Origin of the sequence: Chitinophaga ginsengisoli (genome assembly GCF_003014595.1) — a bacterium.
Lineage (GTDB): Bacteria > Bacteroidota > Bacteroidia > Chitinophagales > Chitinophagaceae > Chitinophaga > Chitinophaga ginsengisoli.
Map to the genome: position 1 here is coordinate 233,020 of NZ_PYGK01000003.1, position 21,484 is coordinate 254,503.

Annotated in this window: 18 protein-coding genes; 4 read left to right on the top strand and 14 right to left on the bottom strand. The window is 46.4% G+C overall.

From position 1 onward, the window contains the following. Window positions 1-32: 32 nt before the first annotated feature. The 5 genes from CLV42_RS08810 to CLV42_RS08830 form a co-directional block, all read right to left on the bottom strand. Window positions 33-1,331 carry an adenylosuccinate synthase gene (locus CLV42_RS08810; protein ID WP_106601539.1) on the bottom strand — a complete coding sequence of 433 codons (1,299 nt, stop codon included), beginning with the start codon at window positions 1,329-1,331 and terminating at the stop codon, window positions 33-35. Window positions 1,332-1,498: 167 nt separating this feature from the next. Beyond that, a complete protein-coding gene (locus tag CLV42_RS08815; protein WP_106601540.1) occupies window positions 1,499-3,751 on the bottom strand; it encodes a RelA/SpoT family protein in 2,253 nt (750 codons plus the stop codon). Between the two features lie 53 nt (window positions 3,752-3,804). Beyond that, window positions 3,805-4,530, bottom strand: coding sequence for a 2'-5' RNA ligase family protein (locus CLV42_RS08820; RefSeq protein ID WP_106601541.1), 726 nt, complete (start codon window positions 4,528-4,530; stop codon window positions 3,805-3,807). 30 nt (window positions 4,531-4,560) lie between these two features. Continuing rightward, window positions 4,561-5,322, bottom strand: coding sequence for a response regulator transcription factor (locus CLV42_RS08825; protein ID WP_106601542.1), 762 nt, complete (start codon window positions 5,320-5,322; stop codon window positions 4,561-4,563). Between the two features lie 294 nt (window positions 5,323-5,616). Continuing rightward, window positions 5,617-7,077 carry an alpha-L-fucosidase gene (locus CLV42_RS08830; protein ID WP_106601543.1) on the bottom strand — a complete coding sequence of 487 codons (1,461 nt, stop codon included), beginning with the start codon at window positions 7,075-7,077 and terminating at the stop codon, window positions 5,617-5,619. Window positions 7,078-7,348: 271 nt separating this feature from the next. Here CLV42_RS08830 and CLV42_RS33865 point away from each other — a divergent pair, with 271 nt between their 5' ends. Further along, a complete protein-coding gene (locus tag CLV42_RS33865) occupies window positions 7,349-7,522 on the top strand; it encodes a DUF6728 family protein (protein ID WP_170117441.1) in 174 nt (57 codons plus the stop codon). 37 nt (window positions 7,523-7,559) lie between these two features. Here the strand turns inward: CLV42_RS33865 and lpxB are convergent, their stop codons facing one another. From lpxB to CLV42_RS08865, 7 genes are all read right to left on the bottom strand, one after another. Further along, window positions 7,560-8,669 carry a lipid-A-disaccharide synthase gene (gene lpxB, locus CLV42_RS08835; RefSeq protein WP_106601544.1) on the bottom strand — a complete coding sequence of 370 codons (1,110 nt, stop codon included), beginning with the start codon at window positions 8,667-8,669 and terminating at the stop codon, window positions 7,560-7,562. Between the two features lie 79 nt (window positions 8,670-8,748). Next, window positions 8,749-9,051, bottom strand: a complete 303-nt coding sequence (locus CLV42_RS08840) for a hypothetical protein (RefSeq protein WP_106601545.1) — start codon at window positions 9,049-9,051, stop codon at window positions 8,749-8,751. Window positions 9,052-9,082: 31 nt separating this feature from the next. Next, window positions 9,083-9,862 carry a 5'/3'-nucleotidase SurE gene (gene surE / locus CLV42_RS08845; RefSeq protein ID WP_106601546.1) on the bottom strand — a complete coding sequence of 260 codons (780 nt, stop codon included), beginning with the start codon at window positions 9,860-9,862 and terminating at the stop codon, window positions 9,083-9,085. 166 nt (window positions 9,863-10,028) lie between these two features. Next, the gene (locus CLV42_RS08850) at window positions 10,029-10,826 is read right to left on the bottom strand and encodes an ABC transporter permease (protein WP_106601547.1); all 798 of its coding nucleotides are present in this window, start codon (window positions 10,824-10,826) and stop codon (window positions 10,029-10,031) included. Window positions 10,827-10,844: 18 nt separating this feature from the next. Next, window positions 10,845-11,738: an ABC transporter ATP-binding protein gene (locus CLV42_RS08855; protein WP_106601548.1), complete on the bottom strand. Its 894-nt coding sequence runs from the start codon at window positions 11,736-11,738 to the stop codon at window positions 10,845-10,847. Window positions 11,739-11,747: 9 nt separating this feature from the next. Further along, window positions 11,748-14,147 carry a 3-hydroxyacyl-CoA dehydrogenase/enoyl-CoA hydratase family protein gene (locus CLV42_RS08860; protein WP_106601549.1) on the bottom strand — a complete coding sequence of 800 codons (2,400 nt, stop codon included), beginning with the start codon at window positions 14,145-14,147 and terminating at the stop codon, window positions 11,748-11,750. Window positions 14,148-14,335: 188 nt separating this feature from the next. Further along, the gene (locus CLV42_RS08865; RefSeq protein ID WP_106601550.1) at window positions 14,336-15,562 is read right to left on the bottom strand and encodes a PepSY-associated TM helix domain-containing protein; all 1,227 of its coding nucleotides are present in this window, start codon (window positions 15,560-15,562) and stop codon (window positions 14,336-14,338) included. Between the two features lie 187 nt (window positions 15,563-15,749). Between CLV42_RS08865 and gpmA the strand changes: the two genes are divergently transcribed. Continuing rightward, window positions 15,750-16,439, top strand: coding sequence for a 2,3-diphosphoglycerate-dependent phosphoglycerate mutase (gpmA, locus tag CLV42_RS08870; RefSeq protein ID WP_106601551.1), 690 nt, complete (start codon window positions 15,750-15,752; stop codon window positions 16,437-16,439). Window positions 16,440-16,561: 122 nt separating this feature from the next. Continuing rightward, window positions 16,562-16,834 (top strand): hypothetical protein, encoded by a 273-nt coding sequence (locus CLV42_RS08875; RefSeq protein ID WP_106601552.1) that lies wholly within the window; start codon window positions 16,562-16,564, stop codon window positions 16,832-16,834. A 744-nt stretch (window positions 16,835-17,578) separates the two neighbouring features. On the opposite strand, the gene metG is transcribed toward CLV42_RS08875, so the two are convergent. Beyond that, window positions 17,579-19,648, bottom strand: a complete 2,070-nt coding sequence (metG, locus tag CLV42_RS08885; RefSeq protein WP_106601554.1) for a methionine--tRNA ligase — start codon at window positions 19,646-19,648, stop codon at window positions 17,579-17,581. A gap of 138 nt (window positions 19,649-19,786) precedes the next feature. Here metG and CLV42_RS08890 point away from each other — a divergent pair, with 138 nt between their 5' ends. After that, on the top strand, window positions 19,787-20,698 hold the full coding sequence (locus tag CLV42_RS08890) for a S66 peptidase family protein (protein WP_106601555.1): 912 nt from the start codon (window positions 19,787-19,789) through the stop codon (window positions 20,696-20,698). On the opposite strand, the gene CLV42_RS08895 is transcribed toward CLV42_RS08890, so the two are convergent. Beyond that, window positions 20,678-21,481, bottom strand: a complete 804-nt coding sequence (locus CLV42_RS08895; RefSeq protein ID WP_106601556.1) for an alpha/beta hydrolase — start codon at window positions 21,479-21,481, stop codon at window positions 20,678-20,680. The genes CLV42_RS08890 and CLV42_RS08895 overlap by 21 nt on opposite strands. Between the last annotated feature and the right edge of the window lie 3 nt (window positions 21,482-21,484).

Sequence of the window (21,484 nt, forward strand, 5' to 3'; positions counted from 1 at the left end):
AATTTTTTTTGCCGATTTTTTTCCGTAATTTTTTAGGCTTTTTCCTGCTCCAGAATCTGGTCCCTGCCTGGTCCATTGGAGACAAATTTCACAGGTACATCCAGGTAACTTTCCACTGCTTTTACGAAAGATTTCATCTCGGCCGGTAACTCATTAAAGTGCCTGCTTTTGGCTGCTGTTTCGTCACTCCATCCTTTATGCTGCTCCCATATTGGTTTTACTTCTGCATCATTCAGCTGGTAGGGCATTGCTTTTGTCTGCTGACCATTGATCTCATAGGCGGTACATGCGTACACTTCATCAAACGCGTCCAGTACATCACTTTTTGTCATGACTAATTGCGTAACACCACTCAGCATACAGGTATAGTTAAGGGCTACCAGGTCTATCCATCCGCAACGGCGTGGACGGCCGGTAGTGGCGCCAAACTCATTACCTTCAGTACGTAGCTTTTCACCGGTAGCATCGTGCAGTTCAGTAGGGAATGGTCCGCTACCTACGCGGGTACAGTATGCTTTGGTCACACCGATCACTTCCTTTATCCATTTAGGCGCTACTCCCAGTCCGGAACATACGCCGGCAGAGATAGTACTGGAAGAAGTAACGAATGGATATGTACCAAAATCCACGTCCAGCATGCTGCCCTGTGCACCTTCGGCCAGGACTTTCTTACCTGCTTTCAGCTTATCGTTGATGAAATATTCTCCGTTCACAATATTCATCTGTTTCAGGTAGCTCACTGCATCAAAGAACTCAGCTTCCCAATCAGCAATATCCTTTGCTATTTCAGCTTTTACTTCAGCAGTGAAGTCATATCCTGCCAGGAGATGCTGGTGTTTCTCCTTCAGTTTGTTATAACGTTCGTTAAAATCAGCGCGCAGCACATCTCCTACTCTCAGGCCATTACGACCTGTTTTGTCCATATAAGCCGGTCCTATACCCTTCAGGGTGGAACCGATCTTTTCACTGCCTTTGGATAATTCTGACGCCTTATCAAGTGCACGATGAGAAGGTACGATAATATGTGTTCTTTCTGCAATAAAAAGATTCTTTTTCAGGTCAACACCTAAAGAAGAAATCTTGTCACATTCTTTTTTAAAAGTCACAGGGTCCAGTACCACACCGTTACCGATCAGGTTAATGGTATTTTTGTGAAATACGCCGGAAGGGATGGTATGTAATACTACTTTCTGGCCATCCACATATAATGTATGCCCTGCGTTGGGCCCACCCTGAAAGCGGGCTATGACATCGTATTTACCTGCAAAGTAATCCACAATCTTTCCTTTGCCTTCATCGCCCCACTGTAGGCCCAGCAAAACATCTACCATAAGAGTTGATATTGATTTTTAAAAACGAAGTGGCAAAATTAAGGAAAAATAGCACGAATCCGAATTAGGAAATAATATTCGGGGACCTGTCAAAAAAAAAAGACGGACCACAGGAATAAACGCCCTGTGGCCCGTCTTATTATAATCTGATCCTAATTTCAGGAGACTTATTCATCTTCCAGGCGGCTTACCGACTGAATACCATCCAGTTTCTTCAGCTTTTCGAACAGCTCATCCAGTTCTTCCTTATCATGTACGAACACCTTGATCAGCCCTTCAAACAGCCCTTCGCTGGATTCGATGGTCAGCCCGGCAATGTTCACCCTCAGCTCACCGGAGATCACGTTGGTGATCTTATGGATAACCCCTACGTCATCCATACCTACAATCCTCAGCCCGGTCAGGAAGGAGATCTCCCTGTTCTTCACCCACTTGGTCTTTACCACACGGTGACCGTAATTGGCCAGCAGCTGGGCGGCGTTGGGACAGTTTGTGCGGTGGATCTTCAGTCCTTCACTGGCAGTGATGAACCCGAATACGTCATCTCCCGGGATCGGGCGACAGCAGTTAGCCAGTTTGTAGGCTATTTTGTCTGAGCTTTCCCCGAAGATGATCAGTTCCGCATCTTTCTTGGAAGGGATCTGATGTTTCAGATGATCTTCCGAGATATGTTCCGGTTGTTTTGGTGCCGGTGGTTTAGGCGCCTCCAGTTTATCCCCCAGTACATTGAACTGTTTCAGCTCTTTCAGGTCGATATTCTTGACAGCGATCTGGTAATACAGGTCCAGCGGCGATGGTTGCTTGTAGAACTGTACCAGTTCGTTGATATTATGCTGACTATTGGAGATCTTCAGATGGTCCAGCTTACGTTCCAGCACATCCTTCCCATCCATGGCCACCTTCCTTTTTTCCTCCTTCAGGGCGTCTTTGATCTTGGATTTGGCCTTGGCCGTTAATACGTAGTTAAGCCAGTCTTCCGTCGGCTTCTGTTTATTGGAAGTAATGATCTCCACCTGGTCGCCGCTGCGCAACTTATGGCTGATAGGTACCAGCTTGTAGTTTACTTTAGCGCCGATACACTTGTTCCCTACCGCACTATGGATAGCATAAGCAAAGTCCAGGGCGGTGGAATTGACAGGCAATATCTTCAGATCGCCTTTCGGAGTATATACATAGATCTCTTCGGTGAAGAGGTTACTTTTAAAGTCGGCCAGGAAATCCAGTGTATTGGAGTCCGGGTTGTTGAGGATCTCCCTGATCTGGGTGAACCATTGATCAAATTTTGCCTCTGTGCTAACGCTCTGGGCGCTACCTTCCTTGTAACGCCAGTGAGCGGCCAGACCTTTCTCAGCGTAGTCGTTCATCCTCTTGGTACGGATCTGTACTTCCACCCATTTACCCTGTGGTCCCATCACGGTCACGTGCAGTGCCTCATATCCGTTGGATTTCGGGTTACTGAGCCAGTCGCGGGTCCTTTCCGGGCTGGGGTGGTAAAAGTCCGTTATAATAGAGTATACCTTCCAGCAATCGGATTTTTCCTTTTCCAGGGGAGAGTCGAGGATGATACGGATGGCGAAGAGGTCGTAGACTTCTTCGAAGGTGACACCTTTCTTCTTGATCTTATTCCAGATGGAGTGTATGGATTTAGGCCGTCCGTAGATTTCGAACATGAAGCCTTCTTCCTGTAACACCTCCTTGATAGGCTTTATGAATTCATTGATATAACGGGTACGTTCACGCTTGGTTTCTTTCAGGCGTTTGGCGATGTCCCGGTAGGTCTGCTGCTCGGTGTACTTCATAGACAGGTCCTCCATTTCGGACTTGATATTGTACAGGCCGAGGCGGTGGGCCAGGGGGGAATAAATAAATACGGTTTCCGAGGCTATTTTGAGCTGTTTCTCGCGGCTCATACTGTCCAGGGTACGCATATTATGCAGCCTGTCTGCCAGCTTTATAAGTATCACCCTGGGGTCATCTGCCAGTGTGAGCAGGATCTTTTTGAAGTTTTCCGCCTGGGCGGTGCTGGTGTTTGAGTCGATCACGGTGGATATCTTGGTTAACCCGTCCACGATATGACATATTTCGGCCCCAAAGGCTCTATCCACATCTTCGAGGGTGACTTCGGTATCTTCTACGGTATCGTGCAGCAAAGCGCAGATAGCGGAACGTACACCCAATCCGATCTCGTCAACGCAGATCTGCGCTACAGCGAGGGGATGTAAGATATAAGGCTCCCCGGACTTCCGGCGCATTTCCTTGTGAGCGTCTGCTGCCATTTCGAAGGCAGTACGTACCAATTCGCGGTCTCCTTTCTTCAAACGGGGTTTAAGCGACCTCAGTAAAGCGCGGTAATGACGAACGATCTCTTTCTTTTCCTGTTCCTCGTCGAGGTTATATTGTTTTACTACCACTGTTTCCATCTGCTATAAAGTTACGATTTTATTGCATAGGAAGCGTGGCAGAAAAGTGCTAGTCACACCCCTCCCAGCCTGCATTTATGCAACACCTCCCAGGAGGTGCCGTTATGCCGGAGCAGGTACAGGTTGCGGACCTGGAAGGAGGCAACGAAAGGACGATGCCGGTATTCTTCCATGGCCAGTTCGAATTCGAGATCGGACAGGTCTCTGAATGCCAGTGAGATATGTGGATTGAATCCGTAACGGGCCAGCATAGGGCTGAAGGCGAATTCCTTCCTGAGAAATTCCATCATCTGCTGGTGCAGGTACACGATCCCGTCGTTCTTTTCCACATTGATATATAATACCTTTCGTTTAGTAAAAGAAAATCCGCCGAAACCGCTCAGTTTTATTTCAAAAGGCTGCATCGCTGCCGCAAAGGCCGTCAGTCCGGGACATAATGTCTTTTCCAGTGAGGGGCTGGCTGTAAAAGGCACCTGCATGGTGATATGCGGCAGTACCCTCAGTGCCCGGCGGGCGTCATATTTCTCAGCAAATTCCTGTTTGAGCCGGATGATCTCCTTACCAATTTCGGCATTGGGGAGCAGGGCTATAAAATAGATCTTGCTCTCTTCCTTGGGCGGTTTGATACGTGGGGGAAAGCGTGATCCGTTTTGGGGGTGGGAAGAGCGGAACTGGTTCCCGTTGTGTCTCTGCGTGCGGTGATTGCGCTCATTACTCTCCGTACGACTGCCATTGCCCTGTTGCCGGTAGCGTGGCTGGTCATTTCTGCCGTAAGTCATTGTTTTGGTGGTTATGGGGTTTGGATATTGCTACTCGTCACCCTGATTATCGGTATCTGTTGACGTAGATTCGTCGTTTTTATCTTTGCTGCTTTCCAGGATGTTTAGCCGGATCCCCACATTATGCAGGGTTTCCAGGGCTATTCCTGGCTGCATTTTAAAGTGCTTGCGTAAGCGCGTAATGAATACGTCCATGCTTCTGCTGGAAAAGAAACTACTGTTCCCCCAGACCTTCAGCAGGATCTCGTCCCGTTTTACCAGTTTATTGCTGTTTTCGACCAGGTACCGTAATACCTTGGCCTCTTTCTTGGTGAGGGTAGCAAAGGCTTCGCCACCCGTCTTTCTAAGCTCCTTTTCTTCGTAGTTGAACCTGACATCGTCACCCAACTTGTAGATGCCGTCTCCTGGTACATCCTTTGGCAGCGTCCTGCGGAGGAACACCCTGATCCGCATGATCAGCTCGCGCATGCTGAATGGCTTCACCAGAAAATCGTCCCCGCCAATGCGAAAGCCGTGTAGCCGGTCTTCATCAGCCGATTTTGCAGAAACAAAGAGGATCGGTATCATACCGTTCTTTTTACGGATATCCTGCGCCAGCGTAAAGCCGTCTTTTTTGGGCATCATCACATCAAGTATACAAAGATCGAAATCGTCTCTTTGAAACTTTTTCCAGGCCACTTCACCATCAAAACAGTGCACAACCTGGTATCCTACGGCTTCCAGCTGCTTTTTAATGATATTGCCGTATTGATAATCATCTTCTGCAAGGAGAATTTGTACGTTACCTACCATGCGTTAAGTTTTATACCCGGTTCAATTGTTGTTAACACACAATGTCATTCCATGACTCTGCTACAATATTGCTGAATAAACTTCTCATTTTAGTTAATGATTAGTTATTGAAGAAAATTTTTCTTGATTTGCCATGCTAAGGATCAACTTGAAATTGAACGGATTGGGTTATTCATAGTTTATTTTCACACATTCAATTAGACAACAAAAAAAAATGGCTGCCTGTTCAAAGACAACCATTTTTTTTGTTCACAGCTTATGCAGGCTGTTAATATTGTATGTGTTCATCACTATCTATTGCTCTACTGCAGAGAGTTGTATAGCCACAGCATGTTGCCACGCTTTCTGCTGTACAGCGGCAGGGATGGAGATCTGAGTGCCTGTAGCAGTGGCCTTCCAGGAGATCTTTTCCTTTGCTCCCAGTACGGTTACTTTTGCTCCCTTTGCAGGCTTAAGACCTTCAAATGCTACCTGTGCCGGTAATTTCTCTCCTTCATCCAACAGGTAAATGGCATATACATTACCATTCTTTTTGCGGGTAAAACATACCTTCCCGTCTTTATAAGGGGCTATTGAACGGGTACCATAGATAGCATCACCGTTAAGTTTCATCCATGCTCCAATGGCTTCCATAGTGGTGTAAGCCTCGTCATGCAGCTGACCATCCGGGCCAGGACCTACGTTCAGCAGATAGTTACCGCCTTTCGCCACAATATCCACCAGGTTATGGATGATCTTATTCACAGGCTTATATTTATCATCCGGTACATATGACCAGGAGTTAGCCATTGTCATACAGGTTTCCCAGGGATAAGACAATGGTTTTTCCGGGATCTGCTGCTCCGGCGTACGATAGTTTTCAAACGGACCATGCACAGAACGGTCCACTACGATCAGGCCAGGCTGATGGCCGCGGGCCATTTTAGTGATACCCGCCATATCGATGTCCTCGTTCTGTTTTGTGGGCCTGGTGTCTATCTCTGCTGCTGTGATATCGTTCTCTTTTTTAACACCCTGCGTGCGGGCACGTACCCAGCCGCCATCCAGCCAGAGGATCTCGATCTTGCCCATTGTGGTCATCAACTCCTCGATCTGTTTATAGGTATAATCCTTAAAGTTCTTCCAGCGGTCAGGATATCTTGTCACATCATAGTTCACGTGCCTGTCTTTCGGAGGGAAATAAGACCACCAGTAATATTCACTGTGCCAGTCAGGCTTGGAGAAATAAGCCCCTGTATGAAGCCCCTCCTTCTGGAAGGCAGTAAATACCTCTTTCGCCACGTTCTTTCTCGGATCATTACGGAAAGCGCTTTTTGAACCAGCTATACCATAATCGGTCTGTTTGGTATCCCACATACAGAAACCATCATGGTGTTTAGTAGTGAAAACAACATACTCCATACCGGCGCTTTTGGCCGCTTTTGCCCATTTGGAAGGATCAAATTTGGTAGGGTTGAAAGTGGTGGCCAGGTTCTCATACTTCTTCAGGTATTCATAATATGGAATACCATAGGGCTGGCGCTGGGTCCATCCTTCATCTTCCGGGCAGATACTCCAGGACTCAACAATACCCCACTGAGAGTAAGCACCCCAGTGGATCAGCATACCAAATTTCCAATCCTGCCATTCATCGATTTTTTTCAACACAGCCTGATCGGTTTCCGGGATATAGGGCTGTTCCAGACCGTGGTCCTGCGCAATGGCTGTGGAAAAGGCCAATAGTGCGCTACTAAATAATAGAAATAGTTTTCGCATGATTAATTTTTAAATATCTGAGAACTTATAAGTTGCTGCTAATTCATCCGGTTGCAGTAACAACCAGGCGCCGTCTCCGGCAAAATTTTCCATAATGCTGATCCTGACAAAGTAATGCACAATCCTGCTTAATAACTCATCCTCCTTTACCACTTTCCTATAGAATATTATCTTCCGGCCAGATGTTGCCGGGCAGGTACACCATACAACCTGTGCTTCATGAGTCAGGTTCCTGGTGAATCAGGTGTATAAAAACTATCTTTGTATTATTATGAAAAGCATCTGGCAACAAATATTACGCTACCTCTACATAGGTAAAAAAGATCCCTCGGCACCTAAATCCCGTTATGTGGCTATGATGCACGGTATGAACCGGATCTCCATCATTATATTCCTGATCGCATTGATAATAATGATGGTAAAACTATTTACCCGTCATCATTAAGCAGCTATTAGCCGGTATAATCATTTGCTGTTTTTCATCACGCCTGCTTAGTGGCTTCTTCATAGACCACTTCCGCGGTCCGGCGACTGGCATCCTTTTCACCCAGTTTTGCCCACAGGGCTGCATAGTCGGCCTTGATGCGGTTACGCACCGTGGCATCTTTCAGTAATAAAGTCAGTTCCTTCAGCAGATTTTCTTCATTCAGATCATGCTGGATCAATTCCTTTACAACAGGTTTATCCATCACTAAGTTGACCAGTGCGATATATTTTACCTTGATCAGTCTTTTGGCAAAGAAATAAGAGATGGCACTGCCCTTGTAACAAACCACTTCAGGTACTCCGAATAGGGCAGTTTCCAGGGTAGCAGTTCCGGATGTAACCAGCGCTGCTTCTGCCTGGCGTAACAGGTTATATGTTTGTCCTTTGACGGTGGAAACGTTGGGGTGCGCTCCCGTTAGTCCTGCAATGAAATCATCATCAAGGCTTGGCGCCTGGGCTACAATGAACTGATGATCGGGGAAATGTCTGGCCATTGTGAGCATGATCGGCAATTTGACGCTCACTTCCTGTTTACGGCTTCCCGGCAAGATGGCGATAATGGGTTTATCTGACAACGGTTTATCAACGGGCTTCTCTTTCGCCTCTTTTATTACCTGGATAAGTGGATGCCCTACATATTCCACTTCATACTCCCACTTTTTATAAAAGTCCTGTTCAAAGGGCAGGATACAAAGCATTTTGTCAACGCTCCGTTTGATCTTCTTCACACGATTCTCTTTCCAGGCCCATACCTGTGGAGAGATATAAAATACAATTTTATACCCCAATGGTTTAGCCCATTCTGCTATACGCAGGTTAAAACCTGCATAGTCGATCAACACCAACACATCCGGCTGATACTGCTGGATATCCTTTTTACAGAAATCCATATTCTTCAGTACTGTACGGATGTTCATCACCACTTCAATGAAACCCATGAAAGCAAGGTCCTTATAATGCTTTACCAGCGTACCTCCCGCCTGTTGCATCATATCGCCACCCCAGCAACGGATATCCGCTGCAGTGTCCAGTTGTTTCAATTGTTTGATCAGATTGCTGCCATGGAGATCACCGGAAGCTTCACCGGCGATGATGTAATACTTCATAGGGCAAATATAGCTTAGGAATCAGGAATTCAACACCCGTAAATAACAGACCGTGTATTATTCCTGATCCTCAATGGGCTTATCCGTGTAATAACTTCAGGAAGATGATAGTGATAGCATAGAGCATGGTCACCAGGAAGATTCCCTTTGCAGTAATGTCTTTACGGCTGCTGGTATAAAAATAGAATACCAGTCCGTTCAACAGGAGACAGATGCTGATCAGTTTAGGCAGCATCTGGCGATTGCCCATGATAAGGGTAATGAATTCACTCAGGGATTTATCCCTGGGCATGAATACCAGCAGGTAGTACAGGAAGAAGGCGATCACTGGTGTAAATATACCCAGTACGATGCCTAGTGGGAGATTATCTCGTTTTAACATAGTAGGTTTTGATAATGTGCGTTTACACGCATCAGAGATTCCAGTCGTTCTCTATCTTCTTCTTCAGCTTATAATTCGTCAGGTCAAACTGTACCGGTACAAGTGAAGCGTAGTTATTGGCCAATGCATATACGTCTGTATCCTCTCCGTTGTCGCGGTTCGTGAATTCGCCTGTAAGCCAGTAGTATTTTTTACCACGCGGATCACGGCGTTCATCAAACGCTTCCACCCATTTTGCATCTGCCTGACGGCATATTCTGAGTCCTTTGTAATCTTCTTTTTTTACTACCGGTATATTCACATTGAACAGTGTTCCATCCGGCAGTTCAGATTCCAGCATCTTTTTCGCTACTGTGTGAGCCACCTCCTTACATAAGGAGAAGTCGGCACCGAAACTGTAATCCAGGTAGGAGAACCCTACTGATGGTACGCCTTCTATCGCAGCTTCCATTGCGGCAGACATTGTACCGGAATAGATCACATTGATGGAATGGTTGGCGCCATGGTTAATCCCGCTTACGCAAATATCCGGCAGTCGATGCAGGATCTTATCGCGGGCCAGTTTCACACAATCCACCGGCGTTCCGGAACATTGCCAGGCTTCAATGCCTTCAAAAATGTCCACCGGGTCCAGCCGCAGCGGCACTCCGATAGTGATGGCGTGCCCTTTACCCGATTGCGGGCTATCCGGCGCTACCACTACTACTTTACCCAGCGGGCTTACCGCTTCTATCAGGGCCCTGATACCCGGGGCCGTTACGCCATCATCATTCGTAACAAGTATGATCTTTTCCTGCTCTTTTCCCTTCACAAACGTTGCTGTTTACTTTTCGAAACAAATTTAATATTCTTAACCGATAGTCCATAACGCAGGGTCATGTAATAATGCGTAACGAACTAATAACGTAAAAGATAGGAGAAACATTACGACGCTTCGCCCTATCTTTTACAAATAACATATAATTAACGTGCCATATTTACAGGTCTGAGCGGAGCATCTTCCTGAATACCCCCCATACTATCAGTACAATATAGATAATCAGTACTGCCAGATACACCTCATTATCATAAGGGCCCTTGTAATTAGGATCTGCCAGTTTCTCCACTTTTTCAAGCACGGGGAATGGTAGTAGCTCGTCTCCTGCCTGCAGGGGGAATAAGCCGCCAAGGTTGCCCAAATAGCGTTTTGCGATAAAGACCAGGAGTTGTTCCAGGAACATCACATAACCCACAAACAAAATGATGGCCAGCCCGGTACGTTTTACCAGCATTGCCAGCAAGAGGGCCAGTAACAGCATTACTATTATCTGCAACAGATAATAGAACAGGTAATGGCAGTTTTCAAAGCTGAAAGGGGTATTTCCATATATACCACCGAAGATGAGCACCGCAATCAGGGAGGTCAGGAAGGCTACCAGCGCCAGGCTCACTACCCAGAACAGCTTTGAGAGCACAAAGTCCCTTCGTTCCCAGCCATCAATTATATTCTGACGGTGGGTCTTATAGGTAAATTCATTGGTTACCAATGTGATCAGCAACAGGCCGAAAATACCGGAGGTATATGAGCCGATACTCGCTACCGTCTGCCAGACCAGTGGGAAATCATATACGGATGCTCCCAGCAGTTTCTGGGCATCCTTGGGAATTCTTTTGACGAAGATATCGTGAATAATAAAGTTGGGCGCCAGCACAGACAGCAGGCTCAGGATGATAAACACCCAGAAAGTACGGTAGTTCTTTACCTTCAGCCATTCTATTTTAATGATTTGCAGCATATGTACGGTACAGGGGGATTAGTTATTGGTTAATTCCAGGAATGCAGTTTCCAGGCTCTTCCTGCTCATCTGCAGATGACTGAGCCAGACGCCCTGCTGGGCGCACCAGCTATTGAGTGTAGCCGGATCCATTGCATCTTTGAATGTCACCTGCAGCAGACCGTCTCCCGCAGGCAAAAGCTGTACGAAAGCAGGGTGTTGCTGTATCAACTGCGCCAGTGCACGATTGTCTGCGCTGCCTATCTCGATAAAATTATCCCTTGCCACCACCACATTTACCGGTCCGGAGCCCAGCAATTGCCCTTTTCGCAGGATGGCCACATGGGTACACACCTTTTCCACTTCATCCAGCAGGTGACTGGCCATAATGATGGTCTTGCCTGAATGCGCCAGCTGGCGGATCAGGTTCCTGACCTCTGCAATTCCTACCGGGTCCAGTCCGTTGGCCGGTTCATCCAGTATCAGCACCTGCGGGTCTCCCAGCAGGGCTGCTGCTATGGCGAGGCGTTGCTTCATACCCAGGGAATAGGTCTTAAAGGCTGAATGCTGACGGGCCGTTAGTCCGGCTAGTTCCAGCACCCTGGGAATATCTGCTTCGCTTTGTTGTTTGATATTAGCCACTATCTGCAGGTTACGATAGCCGGAGAGATAATGGTAAAAGTTGGGCGTCTCCAGCAGGGTACCGATCTTCCGCCGTTGCAGGGCAGAAGGCGACTCATCCATCAGGGTAAAGGAACCGGTATCTGCTTTCAGCACGTCGGTAACAATACCCAGCAGAGTGGTCTTCCCGCTCCCATTGGGGCCCAGGATGCCGAATACACAATTCGTGGGAATATCAAATGATACTCCTGACAATGCCTGTACGGCACCGTATCTTTTTGAAATGTTCTGTAGGGAAAGAATAGTTGACATTAAGACGGATTAGTTTCTGATTGGTTTCCCGGTTTTGATCACACTCTGCAGTCTTTCCAGTGTTTTGCGCTCTCCTGTCAGGCTGAGGAAGGCTTCCCTCTCCAGGTCCAGCAGGTATTGTTCGCTTACCAAAGACGCTTCTGACAGATCGCCGCCGCTCATCACATAGGCCAGTTTGCCGGCAATCTTTGCATCATGCTCTGAAATATAGTTGGAGAACCGCATGCTGTGGATGCCTGTCAGCATCATACCCAGGGCAGTGCGACCCAGTACTTTTATGTCTTTTCTTTCCACAGGACGGGTATATCCTTCGTCTGCCATCTGCAATATACTGCGCTTAGCATCAGCGATCAGGCGGCTCTGGTTCATAGTGATCTCATCATGTCCCTTCCGCAGGATGCCCAGGTCGAATGCCTCATGAGCAGACGTACTTACTTTCGCCATGGCGATGGTCATAAACCTGTCTTTCAGTGGTTCCTCTTCAATACGGCCTTCTTTGAATTCATCGCTGGCGCGCAATGCCATTTCCTTGGTACCACCGCCACCAGGTATGAGGCCCACACCCAGTTCCACCAGGCCGATGTAGGATTCTGCTGCAGCCTGTACTTTATCTGCATGCAGGCACATTTCACATCCTCCGCCCAATGTCAATGCATGGGGTGCTACTATTACCGGAATGGAAGAATAACGAAGGCGCATGGTGGTCTTCTGGAACATCCGCACGGCCATATCCAGTTCATCATACTCCTGTTCTGCCGCAAACATAAAGATCATTCCCACATTGGCGCCTGCAGAGAAGTTGGCGCCTTCATTGGCAAGGATCAATCCGCGGAAATCTTTTTCTGCCCTGTCAATGGCTTTGTTCACACCTTCCAGCACTTCACCGCCGATGGTATTCATCTTCGTTTTCCAGTCGAGCGCTACTACCCCATCACCGATGTCATACAGGTTGCAGGCGCTGTTCTTCCAGACAACATTGCCGGACAGATTCTCCAGGATAACGAATGTATCTGCACCAGGCAGCAGTTTATAAACATGTGTCTTAACGTCGTAGTAATACCGCTTTCCGTTCTCCACTTTGTAGAAGCTTTTAACTCCTTTTTCCAGCATTTCCTTCACCCATGGCGCCACGGTCAGTCCTTTGGCTTCTATTGCCTTAATGCCTTTTTCAACACCCACTACATCCCATGATTCAAAAGGTCCTATTTCCCAGCCAAAGCCTGCCTTCATTGCATCATCCACTTTGTAGATGTCGTCTGCTATTTCAGGAATACGATGAGAGATATAAGAGAACAGATGTGCATGGAACTGCTGATAGAATTCTCCTGCTTTATCGCCAGCACTATACAGTGCCACGAGCCGCTGCTTCAGGTCTTCTACCTGTTTGGCAGCTTCTATGCTGGCAAATTTGGATTTCTGCCGCGGGCCATATTCCATGGTTTCCAGGTTCAGCGTCAGGATCTCCTTACCGCCTTCTCCTTTTGTCTTTTTATAGAAGCCCTGCCCTGTTTTATCGCCCAGCCATTTATTTTCCACCACCTTCTGCAGGAACGGCGGAATTACAAAAATATCCCTGGCTTCGTCCTGCGGACAATTATCAGCTACACCTTTCGCCACTTTCACCAGCGTATCAATTCCTACCACATCGGCTGTACGGAAAGTAGCTGATTTAGGTCTTCCGATCACCGGTCCTGTCAGCGTGTCTATCTCATCGATATTCAGCTTCATTTCCTGCATGATATGGAAGATGGCCATGATGGAATACACCCCTACCCTGTTGGCAATAAATGCCGGTGTATCCTTACAAAGCACGGTTGTTTTACCCAGGTAGAGATCTCCATAGTTCATCAGGAAGTCTACTATCTCAGGGTCGGTATATGGTGTAGGAATTATTTCCAGTAAGCGCAGATAACGGGGAGGGTTAAAGAAGTGTGTACCGCAGAAATGTTTCTTAAAATCATCACTACGGCCTTCTGCCATCAGATGGATGGGAATACCCGAGGTATTGGAAGTGATCAGTGTACCGGGTTTGCGGTATTTTTCCACTTCCGAGAATATTGACTTTTTGATATCCAGGTTTTCTACCACTACTTCAATGATCCAGTCATAGTTGGCAATTTCCTTCATATCATCCGTAAAGTTGCCGGTACGGATCAGCTTTACCACATCCTTTGTGTACACGGGAGATGGGTTCGCCTTCAGGGCGGACTGTAATGCTTCGTTTACGATGCGGTTTTTTACCGCTTTACTGTCCAGCGACAGTCCTTTAGCTTTTTCTGCATCAGTTAACTCTTTAGGGGCAATATCCAGCAACAACACCTGTACTCCGACTCCTGCAAAATGAGCTGCTATACGTGAACCCATTACTCCTGAACCTAAAACGGCCACCTTGTTGATGTGTCTTTTCATAGAACGCGTTTTGTAAGCTACAAGCGCTGAGGCATTGTAGTGAGTCTTTATGTTAATTGAGTCTTTATGTTAATATCGATAAATGAATATATGATTTTTTGGGAGACTTGTGGCAAAAGGAAGAAAAAAACGAACAGGCCGTCTCCGATAGCGGGACGACCTGTGAAACAATATAATGGTGTACTTACTTAAACTGCCTGAAATGCCTTCGCTGTCGGTTGCTTCTTGCCAACGCTCTTTTTCCCTTTCCTTTTACGTCCAAGCCACACCAGGAAACCGGTGACCGGTAAACTTGCGCCGATCAGCGCGCCAAAGAAAGCCAGGATCTTGCCGGGTAGTCCCAGTATGGAACCTACGTGAATGTCGTAGTTCATCTTACGTAGTTTAGTCCCAAAGCCAGCTTCCTGGAAACTGATTTCAAATACTTTGTCACCTTTGAGCTGCTGTGCGGTATGTTGATCGAAGGCATAACTCCTGTTATTATAAAACTTGCCGGTGGTAGGATAGATCGTGATGTTGATGGCAGCTTTCGGTTTGGAGGTATCCGCAAAAGTGTAGTAAAATCCTTCTGCTTCCGGATGTTTACTGAGTACTTTCCCCCATACAAGGTCCATTGCCTGTTCGGGTGTATACAACTTACCTGCCTGCAATGAGTCGGACTGCGGTCGTTTGAAATCAGGCAGGGTTTGTCCGGCGGAAGTGACCCAATACAGTCCTTTGCTATACCACTTGATGCCGTACACCATGCCTGTCAGCGCCATGGCCAGCACGACCAGCAATGAATAAAAGCCCAACACATTATGCAGGTCATAGTTCACCCTTTTGAAAGAGGCTTTCCATTTGATCTTAAAACTCTGGTCGCGGGTAGCTTTCGTCCACTTTTGCGGCCACCACAATACCATTCCGGTAATGAGGATGATCACAAAAGTCAGGGTGCTGTAGTTCACGATAGGACGACCTATTTCAGCAGGCATCCACAGGAAACGGTGACCGTTCAGGATGAAACGGAAAAAGTCTGTCTCTCCGGGTTTGTTTTCTTTTACACTGATCACCTCACCGGTGTAGGGATGCAAGCGCATCACGGTATTTCCTTTTCTACCCTCCCCCAGGCTCAGGTAAATAGCTGTTCCCTGCTGATAGGTAGCATATCCAGGTTTTTTACCTGGATATGTCGCTGTGGCTATTGCCTTCACCTGTGAGGGTGTGATCACCGGTTTATCCTGACGGGCGATCACTGTTTCGGGTTCCGTTAGTCTCGTAATTTCATCATGAAATACCCATATACAGGCGGTTACGCATACGATGAGCATGACGATACCTGTGATCAGTCCCAGCCACAGGTGTAGCCAGGCGGATATACGGTAAAAGAGACTACGTTTCTTTTTAACAACTGGTTTCCTGGAAAAGAAATTCATGTTTATGGTATTGAATGGGCCAAAATGGATGGACCGGCGTGCTTATTGTTGATAGAATGAGACAAAAATACCTTCTTGTTGTACAAAGGGTTTACGCAATCGGGAAATAATAGCAGCCGAAAAAAGATCGGATTTGAGCATAGGAAATGTAAAAAGCACTACCTTATAACACGCAAAAGACACAACGATGATTAAACTGGTATTACTCCGTCATGGACAAAGCGAATGGAATCTCGAGAACCGTTTTACAGGCTGGACAGATGTCGATCTTACAGTAGAAGGCATTGCACAGGCCAGACATGCAGGACAACTATTAAAAGAGCGTGGCTATTCATTTGATATCGCATTTACGTCTGTATTAAAACGAGCGATTAAAACCCTTGATTTCGCGCTGGAGGAAATGGACCTGTTGTGGATACCTGTGCAAAAATCCTGGCGTTTGAACGAGCGTTTTTATGGTGCCTTACAGGGATTAAATAAAGCAGAAGTAGCGGCCCGGTATGGTGAAGAGCAGGTACATAAGTGGCGCAGAGATCCGCATGAGCATCCACCTGCGCTGGATAGCGGGGATCCGCGATATCCGGGGAATGACCCCAGGTATAAAGATCTTACTGAGCGGGAATTGCCGGTAACTGAAAATCTCAGTGAGACGATGAATAGAGTGCTCCCCTATTGGTCGGAGACTATTATGCAGGCTATCAGGAATAACCAGCAAGTGATCATTGCCGCACATGGTAATAGCTTGCGTGCATTGATACAATATATAGATCATCTGAGGGATGAGGAAGTGACGCAACTGGATATTCCTACCGGTGTGCCGTTGGTGTATGAACTGGATGAGGATTTTAATAGTGTGAGGCATTATTATCTGAAGTAAGAAAATGCTTTTTATGCTTCGTTCATTTTCTGCATACAATTAGATGTTGTTCAGTATGTTCATTTAGGCTGTGGATTTTATTAGTAAATCAATTACTAATAATTTCGCTTAAAACATATTTTATGAACGCGTTATTGGAAAAAGAAAAACAAACAATTCTACAATTCTTTGAAGATTCTGCTAACGACTTTTGGAAAACATTACGTGAAATATCTGCTAACACAAATGTCAGGCTTGAAGATGTAATAGAAATTGTCTTTACTACAAAAGATTTTGTGGAATCGTATTACAGGCACAAAAACGGAGAGCCAGTATTCACCCCCCGCAAAGTATATGAAAAAAGAACTTCCTTTTGGTTAAAATTATTAGCAGCTTTTTGCGACAGAATAATTTAAGACATTCTTCCTATGACCTTTTTACAATCTCCAATTTATTGTTGTATGTTGGGCGCAATTGCGGTGCGACTACTTAAAATCGTAGAATCCTCAAAATTACCGACGCATCAAAAGCTAAACTACAAGTCATTTGAACTTTATTCGTCAACAATTGCATCCATTGTTATTGCTGTAATTGTTGGATATATTTACTTTGATGACGTACATAGCTATAATCGCATCGTGTACTTTCATACCGGAGCATCATCACCGATGCTAGTCAGCACTATATCGAGGAGCCTACCAACGGTGATAGATAATGAAACCAAAAGAATAAGAGCATAAGATGATCTATCAAAAACTGGCAATCAGACTCGCAACTTTAAAAGAGATGCATGCATATCTGATGGAAAAGACGTCGGAATTGAAAGACACAGACCTGCATGCTGAAATAAGATCCACCGAAAAGCTGATCAAATATCTTTATAAACACAGAGAAGTTCTGGAAGGATATATGTTCCGATTCCGGTTTGTGTCTTTACTGCCATCTCTTGAGATTACCTCAGAAATTATCGCAGTACTACATAACATATTACGTGTACTTCAAAAGAATACAACAAAACCACGACCAGCATGTAGAAGCGAAGAGGCAATTATTGCGGCTAACCGTTCCTATAAAACTATAAATAAGCTATCTAACCTGATGCCAAAATAAAAAAGCCCTTCAGCACGCGCTGAAGGGCTTTTCATATCTCTAAAAACGAATTATCTCACTTCACTGCCTGCATCGACAGCCGCATCCGGATTTACGAACACCAGCTTACCTGCAGCATTTTCCGCCATCAGGATCATTCCCTGGCTTTCAATACCACGCATTTTTCTCGGCGCCAGATTAGCGACCAATGTCACTTGTTTACCCACTACTTCTTCCGGGGCAAAATGCGCTGCAATACCTGATACAACAGTACGTTTCTCTGTGCCGATATCTACTAGCAGTTTCAGTAATTTATCCGCCTTAGGTACTTTCTCTGCTTCCAGGATAGTACCTACACGTAAATCCAGTTTAGCAAAATCTTCAAACTGGATCTCTTCTTTCACTTCTTTCTCCGCAGGTGCTGCTGCTTCAGCAGCGGGAGTTGCAGGCTTTACCAGACCGGCATGCAATTTATCGATCTGCTCCTGTATTTTGGCATCGTCAATTTTGGTGAACAGGTACTCAGGCGGACGTAGGGAATAACCTACGCTCACCAGTTTCAGGCTGCCTGCGTTTTCCCAATCCAGTATACGGTCTACCACTTTCAGCATATGGCAGATCTTCTTTGCCGTGAATGGCAGGAATGGATTTGCCAGGATAGCCAGGTTGGCTGTCAACTGTAAACACAGATGCAGACAGTTATCGATCAGTTTCTGATTTTCTTCCGCATTTTTAGCCAGTATCCAGGGTTCTTTTTCCTGCAGATACCTGTTACCCTGACGGGATACTTCGATCACTTCTGCCAGTGCTTCGCGAAGACGGAAATTCTCCAGGGAGTCTTCTATCTTCTGTTTTGAAGCCAGTAAGTTGGTCAGTACTGCGTCGTCTTTCTCATCCTTTACTTCAGGATGGAAAGCAGGCACTTTACCTCCGCACAGTTTGTGCATTAATACCATAGTACGGTGCACGAAATTGCTGAAGATATCCACCAGCTCACTGTTGTTACGCTGCTGGAAGTCTTTCCAGGTAAAGTCGTTATCCTTGGTTTCCGGAGCGGTGCTGCACAACACGTAACGCAATACATCCTGCTGGTCAGGGAAATCCTTTACGTAATCGTGTACCCAAACGGCCCAGTTACGGGAAGTAGATACCTTCTCACCCTCGATGTTCAGGAACTCATTAGCCGGTACGTTGTCAGGCAGGATAAAGTTACCATGTGCCTTGAGCATTGCCGGGAAGATGATACAGTGGAACACGATATTATCTTTACCGATAAAGTGTACCAGTTTGGTATCTTCTTTACACCAGTAATCCGCCCAGTTGTCGGTCAGCTCTTTGGTAGCAGAGATGTACCCGATAGGTGCATCGAACCACACATACAGTACTTTCCCTTCAGCGTCAGGCAGCGGCACTTTGATGCCCCAGTTGCTGTCGCGGGTCATTGCACGGCTTTGCAGACCGCTATCCAGCCAGCTTTTACACTGACCATACACGTTATTTTTCCACTCTTTATGGCCTTCCAGGATCCATTCTTTCAGGAATGGTTCATAGTTCTGTAAGGGCATATACCAATGCTTTGTCTGTTTTTTGACAGGTACGGCATTACTGAGGGTGGAGCGCGGGTTGATCAGCTCATCGGGGCTGAGGGAGGATCCGCATTTCTCACACTGGTCGCCATATGCATTCGGATTGCCACATTTAGGGCAGGTACCGGTGATATAGCGGTCAGCCAGGAATACGCCGGCAGTTTCATCGAAAAACTGTTCAGTTACTTTCTCTTCAAACAGTCCTTTATCGTACATGGTTTTGAAGAAAGCCGCTGAGGTTTCATGATGTATCTGTTTGGTGGTACGGGAGAAAATATCGAAAGAGATACCCATGTCTGTAAAGCTGTCATAGATGATCTTATGATATTTATCCACTATATCCTGAGGAGTCACCCCTTCCTTCATCGCTTTGATGGTGATAGGCACTCCATGTTCGTCTGTTCCTCCTACGAACTTTACATCCGCCTTTTTAGCGCGCAGGTAGCGCACGTAAATGTCGGCGGGAATATAACAGCCTGCCAGGTGGCCGATGTGGACCGGTCCATTAGCATAAGGCAATGCCGCTGTTATTAGATATCTGTTAAATTTTCCCATGTTCGCTTAAAGAATGCTTAAATAATCGAAATTCTGTTTTTGCTTTTGGAAGAGCGAAAAGTATTTATCAATTTAGCCCTGTCAGGGTTGGGATATTCGCCCCCAAATAGTCTGCAAAGGTAATTAAAGCATAGAACAATGAGAATTCCGCCGTACCTCAAAAAAGGTGATCTTATAGGCATCACCTGTAGTAGTAGCAAAATGGACCAGCAGGCAGCAGAATATGCTGCTGGAGTGATCAGTTCCTGGGGGTACCAGGTGCACCTGGGCATTACGGTAGGCACCAGTTTCCATAATTTTTCTGCTCCGGATGAGCTGCGGCTGGAAGAGCTGCAGGACATGCTGGATGATCCGGATATTAAGGCCATCGTCTTTGGCCGTGGTGGTTATGGACTGGTGTGTATACTGGACGACCTGGATTTCAAGAAGTTCCGTAAGCATCCGAAATGGATATGCGGCTACAGCGACATTACCGTACTTCATACGCATATTCATCAGCAATATGGTATTCCGACCATCCACTCTATGATGTGCAGTGGTATCAGGCCGGATACTGCAGAAAATGAATATGTGGACAGCCTCCGCCTGGCGCTTAAGGGTACTCCTTACCGCTATGCCTGCGCACCGCATGACCTCAACCGTACTGGTAAGGCCTCGGGTCAGCTGATCGGGGGGAACCTTTCCCTCCTGGCCAACCTGTCAGGTACAGACTCTCAGCCCAATACCAAAGGAAAGATCCTTTTCCTGGAAGATATCAGCGAGTACCGTTACAACATTGACAGGATGATGTACAACCTGAAAAGGGCCGGATGGCTGGATGACCTGGCCGGACTGGTAGTAGGCTCATTTACAGACAGTAAAGAAACTGAAACGCCTTTTGGCCAGAGCGAATATGAAATTATCAGGAATATTGTGCAGGATTACGATTATCCCGTTTGTTTCGGTTTCCCTGTGGGACATACAAACGAAAACTATGCCCTGAAAATAGGATTAATGCACGAGCTGCACGTTACTGCCAGACAGGGTAGATTACTGCAACGCGAGATCTAAGGATTTCCCATACTCCGGATAGTTATCCAGGTTATTATGATCGGCACCTGGAACAGGAATGAACCGGTCTCCCGGTTTCAACAGCTTTTCCAGTTTTTCAGCAGATGCCAATGGAATCGTGTGATCGTCTGTCCCGTGCATGATCACTACAGGCGCTGTTACTTTAGGCAGATATTCGTCTGTAGGGAACTTGTAATCCAGCATATACCGGTAGGGATAGATGGGGGCCATCCGCATTGCCAGATCAACGATATTATAGTAGGGCGCTTCCAGTACCAGCCGTTTACAGTCCCTGACGGTGGCCAGCTGGGCTGCTACACCTGTTCCCAATGATCTTCCGAAAATAATGATACTGTCCGGCGGAAAGAACTTCCTGGCCACTTCATACATATGTAATGCATTGGCATAAATGGTGGCTTCTGTTAAAGGCCCGGTAGATTTACCATAAGTGGGATAATCCATCATCAGCACACTATAGCCCCGACTGATGCATTGCCGGGCTTTACTGGCATATTTGGAGATATTCCGGGCATTGCCATGAAAGTAGATCACCATGCCTTTGGGCGCAGGCGCTTTAAACAATACAGCACTCAGGGTTTCCTTGTCATTGATACGGATACGCATTTCCTCGAATGGTATATCGTATTTGAATGCATAATCCGCCGTCAGTGGTTCCGGATGGAAGATTATCTTCTTCTGCAGAAAATACAATACTACACCCACCAGCAGATAGATGGCCAGTATCCATGAAAGTATGGGACGTAACTTTAATTTACGGAACATGTA

Excerpts from the sequence above, each read along its gene's own strand:
- gpmA (WP_106601551.1), top strand. The coding sequence starts at position 15,750 with ATGATTAAACTGGTATTACTCCGTCATGGACAAAGCGAATGGAATCTC.
- CLV42_RS08895 (WP_106601556.1), bottom strand. The coding sequence starts at position 21,481 with ATGTTCCGTAAATTAAAGTTACGTCCCATACTTTCATGGATACTGGCC.
- CLV42_RS08850 (WP_106601547.1), bottom strand. The coding sequence starts at position 10,826 with ATGCTGCAAATCATTAAAATAGAATGGCTGAAGGTAAAGAACTACCGT.
- CLV42_RS08840 (WP_106601545.1), bottom strand. The coding sequence starts at position 9,051 with ATGTTAAAACGAGATAATCTCCCACTAGGCATCGTACTGGGTATATTT.
- CLV42_RS08820 (WP_106601541.1), bottom strand. The coding sequence starts at position 4,530 with ATGACTTACGGCAGAAATGACCAGCCACGCTACCGGCAACAGGGCAAT.
- CLV42_RS08830 (WP_106601543.1), bottom strand. The coding sequence starts at position 7,077 with ATGCGAAAACTATTTCTATTATTTAGTAGCGCACTATTGGCCTTTTCC.
- CLV42_RS08865 (WP_106601550.1), bottom strand. The coding sequence starts at position 15,562 with ATGAATTTCTTTTCCAGGAAACCAGTTGTTAAAAAGAAACGTAGTCTC.
- CLV42_RS08825 (WP_106601542.1), bottom strand. The coding sequence starts at position 5,322 with ATGGTAGGTAACGTACAAATTCTCCTTGCAGAAGATGATTATCAATAC.
- metG (WP_106601554.1), bottom strand. The coding sequence starts at position 19,648 with ATGGGAAAATTTAACAGATATCTAATAACAGCGGCATTGCCTTATGCT.
- CLV42_RS08875 (WP_106601552.1), top strand. The coding sequence starts at position 16,562 with ATGAACGCGTTATTGGAAAAAGAAAAACAAACAATTCTACAATTCTTT.
- CLV42_RS08855 (WP_106601548.1), bottom strand. The coding sequence starts at position 11,738 with ATGTCAACTATTCTTTCCCTACAGAACATTTCAAAAAGATACGGTGCC.
- CLV42_RS08890 (WP_106601555.1), top strand. The coding sequence starts at position 19,787 with ATGAGAATTCCGCCGTACCTCAAAAAAGGTGATCTTATAGGCATCACC.
- CLV42_RS33865 (WP_170117441.1), top strand. The coding sequence starts at position 7,349 with ATGAAAAGCATCTGGCAACAAATATTACGCTACCTCTACATAGGTAAA.
- CLV42_RS08815 (WP_106601540.1), bottom strand. The coding sequence starts at position 3,751 with ATGGAAACAGTGGTAGTAAAACAATATAACCTCGACGAGGAACAGGAA.
- lpxB (WP_106601544.1), bottom strand. The coding sequence starts at position 8,669 with ATGAAGTATTACATCATCGCCGGTGAAGCTTCCGGTGATCTCCATGGC.
- CLV42_RS08810 (WP_106601539.1), bottom strand. The coding sequence starts at position 1,331 with ATGGTAGATGTTTTGCTGGGCCTACAGTGGGGCGATGAAGGCAAAGGA.
- CLV42_RS08860 (WP_106601549.1), bottom strand. The coding sequence starts at position 14,147 with ATGAAAAGACACATCAACAAGGTGGCCGTTTTAGGTTCAGGAGTAATG.